19 protein-coding genes are annotated in these 18,077 nt (G+C 67.1%); 10 read left to right on the top strand and 9 right to left on the bottom strand.

Annotated elements, in window-relative coordinates:
* The first annotated feature begins 27 nt into the window (after nt 1-27).
* From VXD91_RS23620 to VXD91_RS23610, 3 genes are read left to right on the top strand one after another with little or no spacing between them, the layout of a single operon-like run.
* Entirely contained in the window at nt 28-852 is an 825-nt protein-coding gene (locus tag VXD91_RS23620; RefSeq protein ID WP_346416601.1) for an SDR family NAD(P)-dependent oxidoreductase, read from the top strand.
* Nucleotides 853-854: 2 nt separating this feature from the next.
* Nucleotides 855-1,475, top strand: coding sequence for a TetR family transcriptional regulator (locus VXD91_RS23615; protein ID WP_346416600.1), 621 nt, complete (start codon nt 855-857; stop codon nt 1,473-1,475).
* Nucleotides 1,472-1,990, top strand: coding sequence for a nuclear transport factor 2 family protein (locus tag VXD91_RS23610; RefSeq protein WP_346416599.1), 519 nt, complete (start codon nt 1,472-1,474; stop codon nt 1,988-1,990). Before VXD91_RS23615 ends, VXD91_RS23610 begins: the two co-directional genes overlap by 4 nt.
* A 7-nt stretch (nt 1,991-1,997) precedes the next feature.
* On the opposite strand, the gene VXD91_RS23605 is transcribed toward VXD91_RS23610, so the two are convergent.
* From VXD91_RS23605 to VXD91_RS23595, 3 genes are read right to left on the bottom strand one after another with little or no spacing between them, the layout of a single operon-like run.
* A complete protein-coding gene (locus VXD91_RS23605) occupies nt 1,998-2,312 on the bottom strand; it encodes a hypothetical protein (RefSeq protein WP_346416598.1) in 315 nt (104 codons plus the stop codon).
* Nucleotides 2,313-2,336: 24 nt separating this feature from the next.
* Nucleotides 2,337-3,695: a neutral zinc metallopeptidase gene (locus tag VXD91_RS23600; RefSeq protein WP_346416597.1), complete on the bottom strand. Its 1,359-nt coding sequence runs from the start codon at nt 3,693-3,695 to the stop codon at nt 2,337-2,339.
* Nucleotides 3,696-3,704: 9 nt separating this feature from the next.
* The gene (locus VXD91_RS23595; protein ID WP_346416596.1) at nt 3,705-4,241 is read right to left on the bottom strand and encodes a DUF4333 domain-containing protein; all 537 of its coding nucleotides are present in this window, start codon (nt 4,239-4,241) and stop codon (nt 3,705-3,707) included.
* 234 nt (nt 4,242-4,475) lie between these two features.
* On the opposite strand from VXD91_RS23595, the gene VXD91_RS23590 reads away from it, so the two are divergent.
* Complete coding sequence (locus VXD91_RS23590; RefSeq protein WP_346416595.1) at nt 4,476-5,204, top strand: LpqN/LpqT family lipoprotein; 729 nt, start codon at nt 4,476-4,478, stop codon at nt 5,202-5,204.
* Nucleotides 5,205-5,208: 4 nt separating this feature from the next.
* Nucleotides 5,209-5,610 carry a hypothetical protein gene (locus VXD91_RS23585; RefSeq protein WP_346416594.1) on the top strand — a complete coding sequence of 134 codons (402 nt, stop codon included), beginning with the start codon at nt 5,209-5,211 and terminating at the stop codon, nt 5,608-5,610.
* Between the two features lies 1 nt (nt 5,611).
* Here the strand turns inward: VXD91_RS23585 and VXD91_RS23580 are convergent, their stop codons facing one another.
* The 4 genes from VXD91_RS23580 to VXD91_RS23565 all read right to left on the bottom strand — a co-directional run bounded on the left by VXD91_RS23580 (nt 5,612) and on the right by VXD91_RS23565 (nt 11,531).
* A complete protein-coding gene (locus VXD91_RS23580) occupies nt 5,612-8,698 on the bottom strand; it encodes a BTAD domain-containing putative transcriptional regulator (protein WP_346416593.1) in 3,087 nt (1,028 codons plus the stop codon).
* 103 nt (nt 8,699-8,801) lie between these two features.
* Nucleotides 8,802-9,395 carry a DUF3592 domain-containing protein gene (locus VXD91_RS23575; RefSeq protein WP_346416592.1) on the bottom strand — a complete coding sequence of 198 codons (594 nt, stop codon included), beginning with the start codon at nt 9,393-9,395 and terminating at the stop codon, nt 8,802-8,804.
* 155 nt (nt 9,396-9,550) lie between these two features.
* Nucleotides 9,551-10,726, bottom strand: a complete 1,176-nt coding sequence (locus tag VXD91_RS23570) for a trypsin-like peptidase domain-containing protein (RefSeq protein WP_346416665.1) — start codon at nt 10,724-10,726, stop codon at nt 9,551-9,553.
* Between the two features lie 361 nt (nt 10,727-11,087).
* Nucleotides 11,088-11,531: a hypothetical protein gene (locus VXD91_RS23565; RefSeq protein ID WP_346416591.1), complete on the bottom strand. Its 444-nt coding sequence runs from the start codon at nt 11,529-11,531 to the stop codon at nt 11,088-11,090.
* A gap of 222 nt (nt 11,532-11,753) precedes the next feature.
* Here VXD91_RS23565 and VXD91_RS23560 point away from each other — a divergent pair, with 222 nt between their 5' ends.
* From VXD91_RS23560 to VXD91_RS23540, 5 genes are read left to right on the top strand one after another with little or no spacing between them, the layout of a single operon-like run.
* Nucleotides 11,754-13,385 (top strand): metallophosphoesterase, encoded by a 1,632-nt coding sequence (locus tag VXD91_RS23560; protein ID WP_318985910.1) that lies wholly within the window; start codon nt 11,754-11,756, stop codon nt 13,383-13,385.
* 44 nt (nt 13,386-13,429) lie between these two features.
* A complete protein-coding gene (locus VXD91_RS23555) occupies nt 13,430-15,121 on the top strand; it encodes a protein kinase (RefSeq protein ID WP_346416590.1) in 1,692 nt (563 codons plus the stop codon).
* Nucleotides 15,122-15,176: 55 nt separating this feature from the next.
* The gene (locus VXD91_RS23550; protein WP_346416589.1) at nt 15,177-15,803 is read left to right on the top strand and encodes a helix-turn-helix domain-containing protein; all 627 of its coding nucleotides are present in this window, start codon (nt 15,177-15,179) and stop codon (nt 15,801-15,803) included.
* Entirely contained in the window at nt 15,800-16,456 is a 657-nt protein-coding gene (locus tag VXD91_RS23545; protein WP_318985892.1) for an enoyl-CoA hydratase-related protein, read from the top strand. The genes VXD91_RS23550 and VXD91_RS23545 overlap by 4 nt, the downstream gene beginning before the upstream one ends.
* Nucleotides 16,457-16,490: 34 nt before the next feature.
* Entirely contained in the window at nt 16,491-16,997 is a 507-nt protein-coding gene (locus VXD91_RS23540) for a PPOX class F420-dependent oxidoreductase (RefSeq protein ID WP_212807840.1), read from the top strand.
* Nucleotides 16,998-17,046: 49 nt separating this feature from the next.
* Here the strand turns inward: VXD91_RS23540 and VXD91_RS23535 are convergent, their stop codons facing one another.
* The gene (locus VXD91_RS23535) at nt 17,047-17,358 is read right to left on the bottom strand and encodes a GNAT family N-acetyltransferase (protein WP_212807841.1); all 312 of its coding nucleotides are present in this window, start codon (nt 17,356-17,358) and stop codon (nt 17,047-17,049) included.
* 79 nt (nt 17,359-17,437) lie between these two features.
* Complete coding sequence (locus VXD91_RS23530) at nt 17,438-17,734, bottom strand: WhiB family transcriptional regulator (protein WP_212807842.1); 297 nt, start codon at nt 17,732-17,734, stop codon at nt 17,438-17,440.
* Between the last annotated feature and the right edge of the window lie 343 nt (nt 17,735-18,077).

The following is an 18,077-nucleotide window of genomic DNA, read 5'->3' as shown; positions in this document are numbered from 1 at the left end:
AATGAATTTTAGATATGGAGCGAGAACTTGTCTAGCGAGGACCCACTGCAACTGCCGCAGTACGGGCCATGGGCCGTCATCGCGGGTGGCTCGGAAGGCGTCGGCGCCGAGTTTGCGGCGCTGCTCGCCCAGGCCGGCATCAACCTGGTGCTGATCGCGCGTAAGCCGGGCCCGTTGCAGGCCACCGCGGTCCGGTGTCGGGAGTCGGGTGTCGAGGTACGTGAGCTGACGGCCGACCTGACCACCGACGAGGGCGTCGATCAGATCATCAGTGGCACAGCCGATCTGGAGGTCGGGCTCCTCATCTACAACGCCGGGGCCAACACCCACAGCGCGGAATTCCTCGACGGCGACCTGACGGAATTCCAGCGGGTGATCGACCTCAACGTCACCGCCCCGCTGCGTCTGGTGCACCACTTCGGCGCGCCGATGCGCGAGCGCCGCCGCGGTGGGCTGATGCTGGTCGGCTCGCTTTCCGGACACCTCGGTTCGGCGCGGCACACCGTGTACGGCGGGGTGAAGGCGTTCAGCCGGATCTTCGCCGAGGGGCTCTGGCTGGAGCTGCGCGAGCACAACGTGCACGTCCTCGAACTGGTCCTGGGCCTCACCAGGACACCGGCGATGGAGCGGGTCGGCCTCAACTTCGACATCCCCGGGATGCCTGCGTCCGATCCGGCGGACGTCGCCCGCGAAGGCCTGGCGAATCTCGCGAACGGACCGGTGCACATCATCTCGACGCACGCCGCCAATCCGGCGGTGCACGCCACCGCCGATCGCGACAAGGTGCTGCTGGCGTCACACGCGATGATTCAGAAGATGTTGCAGGGCACTACTTCTGGGCCACCGGCGTAGCCATGCCCCGGGCACCACTCGACCGGGAACCGGCGACGCCGAAGACCCCCGCGCAGATCGATCGCTGCGAACGCATCCTCGCCACCGCCGCACGCCTCGGCGCGCGCCATGGTCTCGAGGAAGTCCGCATGCAGGACGTGGCGGACCAGTCGGCGGTCTCCATCACCACCGTCTACCGCTACTACCCCACCAAGCATCATCTGTTCGCCGCGTTGCTGTTTCACTACACCCAGGCGGCGGCGCCGCCGGGTCCCACCACGGGCGACCCCGTCGCGGACGTCACCGAACTCATGGTCGGCATCATCCGGACCATGCTCAGCCGTCCCCAGCTGGCCCGCGCCATGATCACGTCGGTCAATGCCCGGCGCGCCGAGTCGACGGCCGGCGGCGACTACAACCTGCGGCGGAACATCCTCGGTGTCGCGGGGATCGCGGCGCCCACCGCCGACCAGACGCAGATCGCGCTCCTGCTCGAGCAGTGCGCGTACGGCATCCTGTCGTGGGCCATCACCGGCGAGACGACGCCCGCGCAGGCCGAGCGCGACATGCGCCGCGCCTGCGAGCTGCTCCTGGCGCCCTGGCGCGGGCGGACCCAAACCCGACGAAACGAGAGCCACCGATGACGACCCCCATCACCCTCAGCACCGGCGACCAGGCGCACGCGATCGAGGCCATCAAGCGCACCTTCGCCCGCCGGTTGCGCTGCATGGACACCAAGCAGTGGGAGATTTACCCGACACTGCATACCGAAGACGTCGTGTCCGAGACCTGGGATGGGTTGCCCGACAACAACAATTGGACGCCGACGGCAGGCAGCAAGAACCGCGTCATCGGCAAGGACGCGCTCACGCGCGCCATCCGCGCACTGCTCGACGGCGGCACCACCGTCACCACCGTCCACCACGGCCACACCCCCGAGATCGAGCTGACCAGCGACACGACTGCCACCGGGATCTGGGCCATGGAGGACCAACTGTGGTGGACCAACGGCGATGCCGAAGAACACCTGCACGGTTACGGCCACTATCACGAGGAGTACCGGCTCGAAGACGGCCGGTGGCTGATCAGCTACCGCAAGTTGACGCGGCTACGGGTCGACGCGACACCGCATTTCTTCGACTTCCTCAAGCAGCGCTAGCGCGGGCTCATTTCAGCTGGCTGGCGGCGTACTCCTCCGGCCGGTTCTTCTTCATCCACGCGCGCAGGGGCCAGAACAACACCCAGAGAACGCCGTACCCGGTGGCGTAGATCGCCGCGCACAGCGGCGCCGCGATGAGCCAGCCGGGATAGATCAGCAGCAGGCAGAACTGCAGAAACTGTTTGACGCCAACGGTATAGCCATCGGCCATCGAGAAGAAGAACTTCGGGTGCATCGAATTCAGCAGACCACGCCAGGCCGGCGTCTGCTCTTCGGCTGGTGCCTCGTCCGCGGCAACGGCGGTGGGGTCGGGATCGGTCATCGGACTCCTCGATGAATCAGGGGATCAGAGGGTCAGGCAGGGTTTGGCGCCGTCGTACACGCCGCGCCGGTAGGCGTCGATGCGTTCGGTTCCCTGGCCGTGGTGTTCGACATCCCCGCCGTCGGTGCGGTAGAGCAGCAGCGCGGCGACGGCCTTGTCCAAATCACCCGGCGAGAGGCTGTATCTGCTGTTCGGTCGGTTGTGGAGCAGGATGCTGGCAGCCCAGGAACCGGCCAGGCAGTCTGCGCGCAGCGAGGTCTGCTTCGAGTCCTGAGGCTGGCCCATTCGCATGAGCGCCGCCACTCCGTACTGTGTCGCGATGAGCGTCGCCACCGAGAAGTCGCCGCCGCTGTCATAGATCTCGGGCATGGTCTTGACGTTGTCGAAACCGACATAGTCGTCGTCCACGCAGTAGTACAGCACCGAACCCTTCATCGACTTGCCGCCGCAGTCGGGCGCCTTTTCCGGATCGATCTTGCGTGGCGCCTTCAGCGGGGTCCAGTCGTATTTGCCGTCGGTCAGCTCGGGGATCAGCTGCGTGAAGTAATCCTCGAGATCCTCTGGTACCCCTTCGATTATCGCGTCATACGGCGCATCACCCCCGGCGGCCTCGTCGGCCGCGTTGTTGAACGGCAGCTCGACGACGACCGGGTCGCCGTTGCGGTAGTCCGCGCAGGCCTTCGGACCCTTGCTGAACCCGGTGCGGAACGAACTCACCCGGTCGAATCCACTACCGTGCGCACTCAGGTCATGCTTCGCGGTGCCCGGCTCGTCACGCAGGAACAGGAAACCGGCGAGGGCGTTGTCCAGATCGTCCCCACTGGGGTTGTAGGTGTCCTTGCCGTGGGCGGCCCACGCGCCGGCAAAGCAGTCGGCCTGGATCTCCTTGGTCACGGTCTCGCCCTGGAAGTTTGCGCGGGCCTGGATCGCATGACCCCACTCGTGCGCCAACACGAGTGGAATGACGAAGTCCCCGAACTTCTTTCGCAAGTCGGGGAGCAGTCCCGTTGCATCCCAGGCCACGTCATCGTCCTTGGCGCAGTAGAACGCGTTGCCGGCGACATCTGACAGCGAGTCCGCGCACGGTGGCACCGGGCCCTTCTTCGGGTCCACACCGTAGAAGCCGCCCTCGACCGGTGTGTAGTCCTTGTTGTACAGCTTGGGGAACTCGTCCTTCCAGTAGGCCTGGATCTCGCCGATGGCCTGGGCGACGATCTTGTTTACGGGATCCGAAGCGTCGCCGTGGATTTGGACAGGCGGGGCCATCGGCTTCGTCGACGGGGACGGCGTCGCTTGTGGTTTCAGGTGCTTCTCGCCGCAGCCGGCGACGGTCAGGGTGCAGACGGCCAGGAGCGCAGCTGCCCGCCAGAGGGTCCGGTGCATTCCCATCGCTTACGACGTGGGCTTGTCGTCGACCTTGAACCCGTAGTTCACATCGGACCCGTCGAACTTGTTGACGGTGACCGTGACGCCGTAGGTCTGGCCGCTGTCCTTGAGCTCGCACCGCAGTGTGGCGCCGGGCGTGCCTTTGAGGTTCTCCGGGCAAGTCAACGTCTCGGGCTTGGTACCGAACTGCTGCCCCAGCTCCTCGCTGATCTGCTTGGCGACCTGGTCCTTGTCGATCGTCTGGACCATGTCGAACTTGACGTTGTCACCTTCGATACTGGTGACGGTGACGTTGACGGTGCTGGTCCTGTCGCCGACCTTCATGGTGCAGTTGACCTCGGCGCCCTTCTGGCCGGCGAGATTCTCGGGGCAGGTCACCGAATCGGCCTTCTTGCCGTCGGCGCCGGTCATCTTTTCGACGATCTGGCTCTCGACGTCCTTCTTGCTCACGGACGGCGTCCCGCTGGAGCAGGCGGCGGCGCCGAACACGGCAACCGTGATCGCAGATGCCAGAACGAGTCTCTGACACGTCGTGTTGGTCATGTCGCCAACCCCTTCCGAGTTCGGGCGCCAGTCACCGGCGCCGCGCTGATCAAGCGGACGGCAAAAGTTAGCGCTGCCATGTTGGAATCCGGTTGGAATTTCGTGCAGGTCCGGCAATCGACCGCCGCGTTCCAACCGCCCGCGCCGGCGGCTTCAACGGAATTCCAATCGGCGCTCCATATCGTGGCGCCGAGGACGTGACCGGCGTCCGTCGTCTACCCCTGAGGAGTCACGATGCAGATGTCGCATCGGCCTGTCATCGCCGTTGCCGCCGCGGTCTGCCTGAGCATCACGCTGGGCGCGTGCGGCGGCGACAAGGACAAGAGCTCGACCAGCTCCAGTTCCAGCTCGTCGAGTTCGAGTAGCAGCTCGAGTGCGACGTCGTCGGCGAAGGCGGCGCCAAAACTCAAGCCGCGCAAGGCCGAGGAATCCGGCACGAACCCCACGATCGCCGACTACATCAAAGAAGAGAAGATCCAGGAGACCTCGATCCACCCCGGGGATCCGGGTGCTCCCGCCGTGGACATCGACCGCCCGACCGGCTGGGACAGCGCCGGCGAGGACACCCCTGACTACGCGTACGGCGCGCTCGTCTACACCGGGCCCGGCGCCCAGAGCACCGACTACACCGCGAACATCATCGCGCTGGTGTCGCGTCTGGATGGTCCGGTGGATCCCGACAAGCTGCTCAAGCTCGCCGGCGGCGAGGTGAAGAACCTGCCCGGTTTCGAGTCCGTCGGTGAGGAGCCCGGCACCTCGGCCGGCTTCCCGGCGTTCCGCATCGCCGGCACGTACAACCTCAAGAGCGGCGGCAAGGCCGCGTTCGGGCAGGAGACCGTGGTCTTCAAGGGGCCCGACGGCCTGTACGTGCTGCAGATCAATGCGACGAGCGACGAGAGCCAGGGCCACGAGCTGTTCGAGGCGCTGGACGCGGTGGACAAGTCTTTGAAGATCACCTTCTGACGAAATGGCGACGGCGCCACCCCGAACCAAGGCGTATCTGCTCAGGAGCCGAACCAACACGTGGTGGGTGAACGTCGAACTGGAGCTGACGGACACCCAGGTACGGTGCCTTGCTTCCGAGTACTCGAAGTGGGTCGATGACCAGTTGGGCCTGCCCGACTACAAGGCGAAGCTGTCCGCGGGTGAGGAGGTGGTGATCTTCGACTTCCCGCGGGACGCGGTGACCGTCACCTGGTTACGCCAGCTGTACCGGGGCGGCTGCGAGGTCAGCCGCGGGAACTCCCGCAAATGGGTTGTGTCCCTGGTGTATCCGTCGGGGTTCGGCAGTGTGCTGGACCTGATGACGGATCGGGCCATCTGGCGTCAGTGGCGCGAGGAACTGCCCGACCGAAACGTGAAGGCCTGATTCACACGGGCTCGACGGACTGGGCCGCCAGCCGCTGCGCGATGCCGCGGGCGAAGGCCTGTTCGCCCGTCGCATCGGCCAGGCGGCTGGCCCGGTGAACCAGGGCGCGGGCACTTTCGGGCCGGCCCTGGTGCAGCTCGATGTCGGAGAGCAGGCACAGGAACATGGTGTTCATGACGGTCGTTCCGTCACAGGTGTATTCGTCGAACGCCCGGAAGGCGACGGCCGCGTCCCCCTCGCCTGAGCCGATGACCTGCGCCCAGACCCGGACGATGCGCGCACATGCGGCCCACTGCGGGCTGCCCGCCGCGGTGAACTCGACGTCGACCTGGTCGGCCAGTTCGACGATGCCGTCGGTGACGCCGAGGACTGCCGCACATTCGACGTAGGTCAGCCGGGCGGCCAGGATGTTGAACACGTCGCCGCGGCTCTGTGCGAGATGCAGTGCGCGGCGGTGGTATTCGCGCATGGCCTCGAGGTCTCCGCGGACCGCCTCGGCAATGGCCATCCAGCAGTAGACGCGCGGATGGAAGAAGTGCAGCGGATCGGTGACCGTCTCGGGCGGCGGGAAACTGTCCATCATGTGCAGCCCGGTGCTGATCAGCATGTCGGTATTGCCACGCAGGGTGTACTGCAGGATGTGCACGAAGTCGTTGACCAGACCGATCACCGGATCACCGGACTTGTCGTACTGGTCCTGCAGGCCGATCGCGATGATCTCGACCTCGTCGATGCGGCCGTGCGCGCACAACAGCATGGACTGCAACGCGATGGCGCCGTAGAACGCGCGGCCCTTGACTTCTTGTCCGATCTCGAAGGCCCGCTGGACCGCTGCGGCTGCCGACTCGCTGGCCTGCCCCTCCAGGATGTTCTTCGCCCCGGCCAGGTGCAGCCACAGGGTGGCCTGTCGGTCCAGGTGTTCGGGTTTGGCCGGCAGCCGGTCACCGATCTGCAGTGCATGTTCGGCCAGCCCGGCGACGTCGTGGTACGCGGAGCGGTTCAGGGCCCGCTGGATGGCGATCTCGAGGATGCCAAGGGCCACATCGGGATTCAGTTCCGCACCGGCCCGCCAGGCATGGTCTGCGGTGGCGATGACGTGTTCGTACGCGGCGGTCGCGAGCGTCGGGGTCCGTGTGGTGGCGATCGCGGCGTGCACGCTGGTGCGGTCGGTGGTGGCGAGCTGGGCGATGAGCGCGTCACGCACCAGGCCGTGGCTGAACCGGTAGGCGCCGGGGCGCGCGGGCAGTTCGTCGAGCAGACCGGTCTGGTACGCCGGACGCAGCCGGCTCTGCACCGTCGACACCGACAGGTCGACGATGTCCGCCAGGTCGGCGACGTTGAATTCGGGCCCGACGACGGCGGCCGCGCAGAGCACCCGTCGGCACGGGCGGTCCAGGACGCCGAGCCGACGGCCGACGACACCGACCACGGCATCCGACAGCGCGGGATGGCCGCGCTGCGGAGCGCCGTCGGTGTCCAGCGCCCGCGCGAGTTCCTTGATGTAGAACGGGTTTCCGCCGGCTTGCTCCCAGACCTGTGCCGAGACGGCCGGCGGGATCGTGCCGCCGACCACCGCGTCGACGAGGTCTGCCGCGGCCGCGCGGTCGATGCCGTCCAGATGCAGCGTGACGGTGTCGTTCGACCGGACGATGCGTTCGAACGACGACCGGTTCATGGGGCGGTCGGCTCCGAAGAACGTCCAGTTGCCGATGACCTGGATGGGGATGCGCGGGAATTCTTCGGCCAGCAGGACGAGGGTGTTGATCGAGGCCGGATCCGCCCGTTGCAGATCGTCGATGACGAGCACCATCGGGGCCACGGTCGACAGCTCCCGCAGCGCCGCCACGATGCGCTCGACCAAGGCGAATCCCGTTGGTGCGAACCGGCTGCCGGCGTTGAGATCGTCGTCGCCGTGCCATTCGGGCACCAGGGCGTTGACCACGCCGGGCGTCTCCCGCAGCACGGCCTTGCGGCCGGCGATGCCGAGCTCACCGCCCAGTTGGCGCAGCAGCTGGATCCAGGTCCACAGCTGGGGCAGTTTCACCCCGCTCGGATGGCCGGCCCAGGCCACGGCGATGCCCGCCGCCCGGGCGCGGTCGACGGCGGCCTGCGCCAAGGTTGTCTTGCCGATGCCGCTGTCGCCGGTGACGAGCGTCAGCCCGCCGGCGCCGCCGCCGGCTCGGCGCACCGCCGCGGTGACGGTACCGAGCTCGGTGTCCCGGCCGACGAACGGCGGGGGAGCCGCTGGGTCCGGATCGGGATTCAGCACCTGCGGTGCGGGTGCGACCCGGAGTTCCGCGGCGCCGTCGCGAATCTTCTCGAAGAGGGTTTGGAGGCCTTCACCCGGCCGGGTGCCGACCTCGCGGTCGAGCGTCGTGCAGGCGCGCTCGAACGCCTGGATGGCATCGGCGGTGCGGTTGGACCGGTGCAGAGCCAGCATCAGATGGCCCCACAACCGTTCCTGCAGTGGATGTTCGGCCAGGGCCGCCTCGACCTCGGGTACCAGTTCACCGCCGCCGCCGAGTTGCAGTGCGGCGTCGAAGCGGGCCTCGATGGCGGTGGTGCGCAGGGCTGCGAAGCGGATGGCCTCGGGCGCGGCGAATTCGTGATAGGCGAACTCCCCGAACGGATCTCCGTGCCAGAGCGCCAGCGCCTCGGTCAGCATCTCGACGGCCGCTCCGGCCGAGTGGCGGATCAGCGCCGTCCGGCCTTTGGAGACAAGGCCTTCGAAGCTGACGAGATCGATCGTGTCGCCGTTGAGCAGATTCAGCTGATAGCCGTGGGGATGGGACGCGAGCCGTTGGCTCTGCGTGTCGCCCCGGCGGGTATCGGGCGGCTGGTCATGCCCGGTGTCGGCGCCCGGGTCGAGGACCCGGCGGAGATTGGCCACGTACGACCGCACCGAGGCGAGCGCTTTCGGTGGCGGCTCCTCGCCCCAGACGGCGTCGATCAGGCGGTCGATGCTGACCACCGTGCCGTGATTGGCCAGTAGGACGGCCAGTACGCACCGCTGCTTCGGTCCGCCGAGCGCTGCCGGCGTGCCGTCGACCCGGGCGGCTACTGCACCCGAGAGGTAGTACTGGACCATTTCCCCCGATTCACAGCAAATTCGGAACTGGGGAGACGATACATCCGCGCGTGACCTGCGGCAGCCCAGATGAACCTGGCAATCTGCTGGCGGCCCGGTCGGTTCAGAGGAGTTCGGGCCCGCGCCGGCGTCCGGCTCGGCTCACGATGCCGAATCCGGTACCCACCAGCAGGAACGGGACGGCGATGATGCCGAGCAGAGTCGGTAGGAACCACACCTGCCAGTAGGTGTTGATGGTGGCGTCGTGTGGGTCGGCCGGGTTGTACCTGACGTCGACGTGTTCGCCGAGCCTGGCCGGTGGCGGATTGCTGCTGATCGAGCTGAGAAAGCGGACGTGGGTACCGGCGGATGTGGCGAATTCGACGCGGGCCCGGTAGCGCGAGCTGCTGCCACCGCCGCTGGGCACCAGCTCGACGACGGTACCGTCGGCGTGCTTGCCGGACGAATTCGATTGGGCGACAAACGCTGCGCAGACACCGGCCGCGACGGCCAGGGAGAGGCCGACGGCCAGGAACGCCTTCGCCAGGACCGGCGCGGCGGATTTCCGGGGCGCTTCGGTGCCGAGTTCGGTCGCGATGGACAGCGCCGGATCGGGAGATGTCGTCCGGGTGCGGTGCTTGCGTAGCAGCGCAACGAGAATCGCGATATCCACGATCACGATGACGGCGATCAGCACCACGATGTACTCGATGCGCATGGCCCCTCCGGAAATGTCGACACGAAGAGGGTAGGACGGCGCGGTTGGAATCCGGTTGGCGTCAGGGCCCGAATACGCCTGTGAGGGTTGCGTACGCGTATCTCGGGTTCCGCGTACACAACCCTCACAGGGATGCGGGGACAGGCTGTGTCGGCCTAGGCTTCCGTCTGTCCCAAGGTCACCTGCACGGAGCGTTCCGCTCCGGAGGGGTCGGCGTAGGTCACGGTGACGTTGTCGCCGGGCGCTTTGGACCGGATGGCTGCGACGAGCGCTTCCGGACTGTCGATCGGCTGGTTGTCGACCTTGGTGATCACGGAGCCCTTGTCCAGGCCGGCCGCGGCGGCGGGACCGTCGGCCACGACGCCGGCCACTGCCGCACCCTGGGCGCTGTTGTTGGCGGCCAGCTTGACGCCCAGCGAGGCGTGCTGCACGGTGCCGGTGGAGATCAGTTGGTCGGCAATGCGTTTGGCCTGATCGACGGGGATGGCGAAGCCCAGGCCGATCGAACCCGGCTGGGAGCCACCGGAATCCGGGCCACCACCGAGCGAGGCGATCGCCGAGTTCACGCCGATCAGGTTGCCGTTCATGTCGACCAGCGCACCACCGGAGTTGCCGGGGTTGATCGCGGCGTCGGTCTGGATGGCGCTCATCACCGACTGCTGGCCGGTCTGCTCGTCACCGGTGCTCACCGGACGGTTCAGCGAGCTGATGATGCCGGTGGTCACGGTGCCCTGTAGGCCCAGCGGTGAGCCGATGGCCACCACGTTCTGTCCGACGCGCAGGTCCTTCGAGGATCCGATGCTGATCGGGGTCAGGTCGGAAACCCCCTGGGCCTTGACCACCGCGATGTCGTCGGCCGGGTCGGCCCCCACCACGGTGAAGGGCACGGTACGCCCGTCGGACAGGGTGACGGTCGCCTTGGTCTGACCGGCGCCGGTCAAGCCGCGCGGCAGCCGGCCGCTCGGGCTGAGTCCGCTGGGCAGCGAATCCTGTTCCGCGGCAGTCTGATTGGCCTCCGCGATGACGTGGTTGTTGGTCAGGATCAGGCCGTCCGCGGTGAGGACGATGCCCGATCCCTCGCCGCCCTGCTGGCCGGTCTGGACCTGCAGCTTGACGACGCTGGGCAGCACCTTGGCCGACACCGCTTCGACAGAGCCGGCCGGGGCCGCCGGCGCGGCTGCGGGTGCGGAAGCCGTTGGCAGCGAGCGGTTCTGAATGCCGGTGGCCAGCGGTACCTGCGCCGTCGGCGCCATGCTGCCGTAGTGGTCGACGGCGGCCATGGTGCCGGCCGCTCCCGCTGCGATGGCTACCGCCGCGACGCCGAAGGCCAGCAGCCCGGACCGCGAGCGCTTAGCTGGCGCCGGTGGCACGGGCGGGGCGGGGTACTGCTGCGGCGCCCCGTACGGAGTCCGCAGCGGCTGGGTGTACTCGTCCGAGACGTGGGGGCGCTGGTAACGGTCATTGCTCCACTGGACCAGTTTCTCCTGCTCAGCGGCGTACTGCCGCGACCAGAGGTGCTGGTTGTCCGGGGTCGGCTGTTCTGACGGGTGTCTCATTGGCGTTGACTACTTTCTCGAAACGTCGGTAAGACAGGCGTGCTCGCGCTTGATGTCCCCACCGTGCCGTCGCCAACTGAGGCGTTGCTGAGAAAGAGTTCTGGACAGCCCAAGACTTTTCAGATCACAAAAAGTGTCATCTCGGCTCGTCGGCTCGGATCCAGGTGAGGGTGTTGCCCCGACCGACATAGCTCAACTCCAGTTGTGCCCCGGTCACTTTCAAGGGCACGTAGAACGCGTCGAACGACGGCGCGGGACTGGCCCAGTGCAGCCACAACACACAGATGCCGTCATCGGGCAGCTGACCGGCGCCCGGCGTCTGGCCGATGGGCCGGACGCTCCAGGTGCCCGACTCGTCGCCCGCCCCGCGCGACCGCAGCGCACCGTCGGGCGCCAGCGTCGTGGTGGTCGGATCGTCCGGGCTGGTCCAGGCGCCGACGAACTGTTGTGCCGTGACCGATGTGCCCGGGCAGGCGGGTTCCCCGGGGGCAGCGGCGGCCGAGGGCATGCCGCAGGCGGTCAGCGCCACCACCAGTGCGGTGACCGCAGGTGCGGAATATGGCCATGCGACGCGACTCATGGCTTCAGCGTATGGCGCACAGACCGGACCTCGATGCCGTCTGCTTGGTTCCGGCGTCGTTGATCGCGATTCCGTGAACCCCGGCTGAACTTCGGCCCTGATTCCGGTGTCGGACTCGCCAGATGATCCGTGCTGGGCCACGATCGACGGGTGCGTCCGACCCGACTGACCGTTGCCGGCGAAATCCCGGACACTGGTATCCCCGACAACTTGTCGACGACCATGACCATCGCCGAGCAGTACGACTGGCACCAGCAGTACCTGCGCCGGCACCGCGTATCGCGACGGAATTTCCTGCGCGGATCGGCGGCCGCCGCGGCGGTGGCGGCCCTGGGCCTGGCGCCGTTCGGGCGCCGCGCCTACGCACAGGACGCGCCGCTGAGCGTGGCCAACCGCCGGGTCGGTTTCGGCGGCGACGCGGACAGCCAGCTGCGGCTGGCCGCGCAGTTGTCGCGAAATCCCGGTGGCACCAGAGTGTTCGTCGACCACGGGCCCACCGATCAGTTGGGCGCGACCGTCGAGGCCGAGGTGCGCAACCTCGTCACGCAGATCCCGACCAGCGATCGCGGTGTCCTTGCGGCCGAGCAGTTCTACGCCCATGTTCCCGTCGACGGATTGCCCGGTGGCAGCGCGCATTTCTACCGGTGGCGCACCGAGGACGGCTTCGTCAGCGACGTGCGGTCGGCCAAGACGGCGATGCCCAGCGTGCGAAAGACATTGGCGCCGTTCCGGTTCACCATGATGGGTGACCAGGGCACCGATGACATACCGCGCCAGCCTGCCGGGCTCAAACGCGGCGACTACGACGACAGCTATTACAAGCCGGACAACGAGCCCGACGTCCCGCACACCGCCAACGTGTTCAATCAGATCGTCGCGTCCAACCCCGAATTCCATCTGCTGGCCGGGGATATCGCGTATGCCGACCCGTCCGGCGGCGGCAAGCCGCTGTCGTTCGTCCCGTCCGGGGGCAAGGCCGCGCACGGCTTCGACAAGTACAACCCGTTCGTCTGGGACGTCTATCTGGGCTCCATCGAGGCCAGTGCGGCGAGCACGCCGTGGATGTTCGCGACCGGTAACCACGACATGGAGGCCTCGTATCCGAGTCACGGTTACGGCGGTCACCTGGCGCGCATGGACTTTCCGGACAACGGGCCGGCGGCGTGCCCGTCGGTCTATTCGTTCACCTACGGCAACGTCGCGGTGCTGTCACTGGACGCCAACGACGTGAGCTTCGAAATCCGTTCCAACACCGGCTATTCCGACGGCACCCAGAACTCCTGGGTCGAGCGCACCCTGGCCGCCTACCGCGCCGACCCCAACATCGACTTCATCGTGTGCTTCTTCCACCACTGCGCGTACTCGACCACCGACTCGCACGCCAGCGACGGCGGTGTGCGGGTGGCCTGGTGCGAGTTGTTCGACCGGTATCAGGTCGATCTCGTGCTGCAGGGACACAACCACGTCTACGAGCGCACGGACCCGATCCGCGGCGACCGCCCCACCAAGGTCGCCGGCGACAATTCGACGGTCGACGCGGAAACCGACGGCACCGTCTACTACACCGTGGGCTGCGCCGGCCGGCCCCGATACGGCTTCCAGCCCGGTGAGCCCGAGAGCTACCGCGGCCACGAAGCTCCCGACACCTTCGTCCCGAACAGCTATGTCTGGACTGCTGAAGGGAAGAAGAAGGCGGAGGCGGTCGGCTGGTCGCGCGTGCGTTTCCGCAACTACGCCTTCATCCGCGTCGATGTCAGGCCCGGGCAGCTGCTGAGCGAAATGGACGTCACCGCGGTCGACGAACACGGCCGGGAATTCGACAAGGTCACCTATCGCCGCAGGGTGCGCGCCTAACCATTCGCTGGGCAGCGGACGCCGCCGCCTCTTATGGTTAGCCGGTGGAAGGGACACCGTTCGGCCGGTACCGGCTGATTGAGCTGCTCGGTCGTGGCGGCATGGGTGAGGTCTGGAAGGCTTACGACACCACCATGAAGCGCGTCGTCGCGATGAAGGTGCTGCCGCCGACCTTCGCCGACGACGAGCAGTACCAGGTGCGTTTCCGCAGGGAGGCCCACGCCGCGGCCGGGCTCGACGAGCCGCATATCGTGCCGATCCACGACTTCGGTGAGATCGACGACCGGCTGTTCGTGACGATGCGGCTGATCGACGGCAAGACCGTCCAGCAGCTGTTGGCCGACGGCCCACTGGCACCCGACCGCGCGGTCTCGATCGTCGAGCAGATTGCTGCCGCGCTCGGCGCCGCGCATGGCGTGGGGCTGGTGCACCGCGACGTGAAACCCGCCAACATCCTGGTCACGCCAGACGATTTCGCGTACCTAATCGACTTCGGCATCGCCCGCGCTGCAGGCGAGACCAAACTGACCCACACCGGTGCCACCATCGGCACCGTCGCCTACATGGCACCCGAGCGCTTCACCAGCGACCGGTGCGACGCGCGGTCCGACATCTATGCGCTGACGTGCGTCCTGCACGAATGCCTGACCGGAGCACCGCCATTTCCGGGCGACAGCATGGAGCGGCAGATCACCAGCCACCTCTATTCGGATCCGCCACGGCCGTCGACCATGCGGCCGGGGATTTCGGCATACATGGATCAGGTCATCGCCACCGGCATGGCGAAGGATCCCGAATTGCGCTACGCCACAACGAAAGACCTTGCCAACGCCGCGCGTTCCGCGCTGACCGGACCGGCGCAGCCCGCTCAGCTCGGTCAGCCCGCTCAGCAGACACCGCCGCCGGCGTGGGCCGCCCCTTCGGTCCCCTACCCCACGACCGGCCCCGAGTCCTACCCGGCGCACGCGCACACGCAGTACGCGACGCCGGCGCAAGGTCTGGGTGCCGGATCCGCGCAGTGGTCGCCGCCGCAGCTGGCGAACAACCAACCGGCCCAATCATGGTGGCGCAACTCGGCGGTGGTTATCGTCGCGGCTTTGGTCACGATCGTCGTCCTCGGGGGCGCCGGCATCGCGTACGTGATGTGGCCCGACAGCGGTTCGGGCGACCAGCCTCAGGCGTCCAATCAGCCCAGCGCACAACTGTTTCCGTCGATGCCCACCGGTCCCGGTGGCACCGCCGGGTACCCGACGGGTTCGATGTCGACTCCCGCCTCGACCGCGGCGTCGACGCCGGCGGGACCGAGTCAGCTGCAGACCGCCGACGGTCTGACCAACCTGATCGGGACCATCAAGGCGAAGTTCGGCGACGCCATGGGATTCAAGCTCGTGGTCTACCCCGATTACGCGGTCATGGATCGCGTCTCCCCCACGAACAAGCACGTCGATCAGAGCTTCATGTACCGCGGCGGCAGCTGGAACAAGTGGGGCTCGGACACCAGCACCAGTTCGTTCGACGTGCTGGCGGACCTCGGCGCGATCAACGCGCAGGCGGTGGCCGCCACCATGGCCGGTGCACCGCAGCAGCTGGGTGCGGAACCCGGCTCGCAGCTGTACCTCATCATCGAGGGCGAAGAGGGCGGCGGTCTGGGGCTCGCGATCCACTCCACGGCGCCCGGAACCGGATACATGCAGGTCAACGCCGACGGGACCATCAAGCAGATCTATCCGCCGTAACCGGCGACACCCCTGCTGCGTAGTAACGGAGCGATTGCTCTGTTATGGTGAGCCGGTGCCCCGGCCTCGTGTGTATGACCTCGACTCGGTGCTCGACGCTGCCGAATCGCTGGCCGTCGAGGCCGGGCCGGCCGGTGTCACCACCCGTTCGGTGGCCGCCGCGGCCGGCGTCTCCAACGGCGCGATCTATCACAACTTCGGCTCGCGAACCGAGCTCGTCGCCCGCACCTGGCTGCGTGCCGCACGCCGATTCCTCGATGTGCAAACAGAATTGGTCGACGCCGCGCTGGCCAATGACGCCGCCGACCCCGTGGACGCCGTCGTCGCCGCCGCGCAGGCTCCCGCGGTGTTCTACGAGCGGCAGCGGCAGTCGGCCCAACTGGTGTGGCGGGTGCAGCGCGATCAATTGCTCGGACCCGACCTGCCGGCGTCCCTGGCGGCCGAACTCAAAGACCTCGACCGTCAGCTGATCGACCTGATGATGCGGCTGTCGTCGCACCTCTGGGACCGGCGCGACGGTGCGGCGGTCGATGCCATCACGGTGTGCATCGTCGACCTGCCGACCGCAATCATCTTGTCCCGCAACAGAATCAGCAACAGCTGGGCACGTGATCGGCTGACCGCAGCCGTCCGTGCCGTCCTCGCCGACGAACCCACCCCAACCAGGAGGAAACAACCATGAGCATCACCGTCAGCTACCAGGACAAGATCGCCGTTCTCAACCTCGGCGATGACGAGAACCGCTTCTCGCTGGGCTTTCTCGACGACATCAACGGTGCCATCGACGATCTCGTCGCGGGCGGCGCCCAGGGACTCGTGACCACCGGCGCCGGCAAGTTCTACTCCAACGGCCTGGATCTCGACTGGCTGATGGCGCACGGCGACCAGATGCAGTCCTACGTCGGGCGGGTGCACGCCCTGTTCGCGCGGGTGCTGACGCTGCCGATCCCGACGGCCGCCGCGGTCAACGGACACGCCTTCGGCGCCGGTGCGATGCTCGCCATGGCCCACGACTACCGGACCATGCGCGCTGACCGCGGGTTCTTCTGTTTCCCCGAGGTCGACATCCGGATTCCGTTCACGCCCGGTATGGCCGCGCTGATCCAGGCCAAGCTGACGCCGCAGGCGGCCATCGCGTCGATGACCACCGGACGGCGCTTCGGCGGCGACGACGCCGCCAAGTACGGACTCGTGGAGCTGGCCGCGGCCGAGGACGCGGTGGTCTCCTCCGCAGTGGATCTCGTGATTCCAGTGGCTGGCAAGGATTCCCAGACCATGGCCGCCATCAAGGCGACGATGTTCGGCCCGGCGATCGCGGCGCTGCAGGCCGGGTAACCGCCTCCAGGTGCGGCCTGATAGGCATAAGAGCGTGGGACAGAACGAGCGCAAGAAGATCGTCATGACCGACGACGAAATCGTCGAGTTCATCGATCGCAGCCGGACCGCGACCATGGCCACCGTCCTGGCCGACGGCCGGCCGCACCTGGTGGCCATGTGGTACGCCGTGCTCGACGGCGAAATCTGGTTCGAGACCAAGGCCAAGTCGCAGAAGGCGGTCAACCTGCGCCGGGATCCGACCATCACCGTGATGATCGAGGATGGTGACACCTACGGCACCCTGCGAGGTGTGTCGATCGACGGGACCGCCGAGATCGTCGAGGATCCCGACACCTGTCTGCGCGTCGGCATCAGTGTGTGGGAGCGGTACACCGGCCCCTACACCGACGAGATGCGCCCGTTCGTCGATCAGATGATGAACAACCGCGTCGCGGTCCGGGTCGTGCCGAGCCGCATGCGCAGCTGGGACCACCGCAAACTCGGCATGCCCGACATGCCGATCAGCGGCTCGACCGCGCAGTACCTGAACCAGCAGTGATCTCGGCGCGCCCCGTATCACTCTCCGATACGGAGCGCGCCCAAACCACTCAGGCCCGGTCGACCAGCGGCGCGTACTCGGGATGCTTGGCGATGTACCCGCTGACCATCGAGCATTGCGGCACGATGCGTAACCCTGCGGCACGGGTGGCGTCCAACGCCTCGGCGACGAGGATCGTCGCCAGCCCGCGGCCGCCGTACTCGGGCTGAACTTCGGTGTGCGGGAAGATTCGTCGGCCACCCCGGTCGATGTAATCGATCAGCCCGACCGTCTTGCCTTCGACGGCGATGGTGAATCGTCCGGCTTCGGCGGTGACTGTGGTCGGCGCTCCGGTCTTGTCGGTCGTGCTCGCAGTGGCCATAGAACCCACGGTAACCCTCTTGCGTAGAACCGCCGCCCGCGCTGCCGCCCCCTCAAACGGCAGCGTGGGCAAGCGGGTACTACGCGACTTCGAGGAAGATGCGGCGCTGGCGGCGGACCGGGTAGCCGTTGGCTTCGGCCAGGGACCGCAGCTGCTTCATCGCGAACGTCCGGCCGCGACCCTCCTCGGCCGGGATGACGATGCCGGCCCAGAGGCCTTCGGCGCGGGGCAGTTCGACGGCGTCACGCGCGCAGGCCCAGCGGCGCGGGCACTGGCGGCAGAGGGCCTTGGCCTCGTCGCTGGCGATCGTCGTCCACTGCTCCGGGCTCCGGGTGCACTCACCGAGCGGCAGGCCGTCCATGGCAATTGCGGTCATCGGAGTACTCCTTTGTTGTTGCGCTGCGACTGTTCCGTCGCGGTTGGGAAGAATCTATAGCACCAGACTGCAGTAATGCAACAGTTAAACCGTAGCGTTAGATATATCCGCAGGTCAGCGCGCTGCGAGGGCTCAAAAATCATCCGAATGGTCCGGAATAACATTGGTGAAAGTCGTGCTTTGGGGAGGGTGTACGGTCTAACTGAAGCGCTTGGCGCGAGACCGATACGGTTCAGTGACCGTTAACGCAATAGTTATGCGGGGCCGAACGGGTTAAGCTGTATCGGACTGCCGACGGTGCTCCGGATTTCGTGTTGAGCGCGGGCCGCAAGGGATGGGAGGT

It is taken from the genome of Mycobacterium sp. SM3041, assembly GCF_039668335.1.
GTDB lineage: Bacteria > Actinomycetota > Actinomycetes > Mycobacteriales > Mycobacteriaceae > Mycobacterium.
The sequence above is the reverse complement of the archived record's forward strand: the minus strand, read 5'-3'. Positions and strand labels throughout refer to the sequence as shown.

Bases quoted from the DNA above. Each gene is read 5' to 3' on its own strand.
- VXD91_RS23610 (WP_346416599.1), top strand. From the start codon at position 1,472: ATGACGACCCCCATCACCCTCAGCACCGGCGACCAGGCGCACGCGATC.
- VXD91_RS23600 (WP_346416597.1), bottom strand. From the start codon at position 3,695: ATGCACCGGACCCTCTGGCGGGCAGCTGCGCTCCTGGCCGTCTGCACC.
- VXD91_RS23530 (WP_212807842.1), bottom strand. From the start codon at position 17,734: ATGACCGCAATTGCCATGGACGGCCTGCCGCTCGGTGAGTGCACCCGG.
- VXD91_RS23585 (WP_346416594.1), top strand. From the start codon at position 5,209: ATGGCGACGGCGCCACCCCGAACCAAGGCGTATCTGCTCAGGAGCCGA.
- VXD91_RS23560 (WP_318985910.1), top strand. From the start codon at position 11,754: ATGACCATCGCCGAGCAGTACGACTGGCACCAGCAGTACCTGCGCCGG.
- VXD91_RS23605 (WP_346416598.1), bottom strand. From the start codon at position 2,312: ATGACCGATCCCGACCCCACCGCCGTTGCCGCGGACGAGGCACCAGCC.
- VXD91_RS23545 (WP_318985892.1), top strand. From the start codon at position 15,800: ATGAGCATCACCGTCAGCTACCAGGACAAGATCGCCGTTCTCAACCTC.
- VXD91_RS23580 (WP_346416593.1), bottom strand. From the start codon at position 8,698: ATGGTCCAGTACTACCTCTCGGGTGCAGTAGCCGCCCGGGTCGACGGC.
- VXD91_RS23565 (WP_346416591.1), bottom strand. From the start codon at position 11,531: ATGAGTCGCGTCGCATGGCCATATTCCGCACCTGCGGTCACCGCACTG.
- VXD91_RS23595 (WP_346416596.1), bottom strand. From the start codon at position 4,241: ATGACCAACACGACGTGTCAGAGACTCGTTCTGGCATCTGCGATCACG.
- VXD91_RS23590 (WP_346416595.1), top strand. From the start codon at position 4,476: ATGCAGATGTCGCATCGGCCTGTCATCGCCGTTGCCGCCGCGGTCTGC.
- VXD91_RS23615 (WP_346416600.1), top strand. From the start codon at position 855: ATGCCCCGGGCACCACTCGACCGGGAACCGGCGACGCCGAAGACCCCC.
- VXD91_RS23535 (WP_212807841.1), bottom strand. From the start codon at position 17,358: ATGGCCACTGCGAGCACGACCGACAAGACCGGAGCGCCGACCACAGTC.
- VXD91_RS23575 (WP_346416592.1), bottom strand. From the start codon at position 9,395: ATGCGCATCGAGTACATCGTGGTGCTGATCGCCGTCATCGTGATCGTG.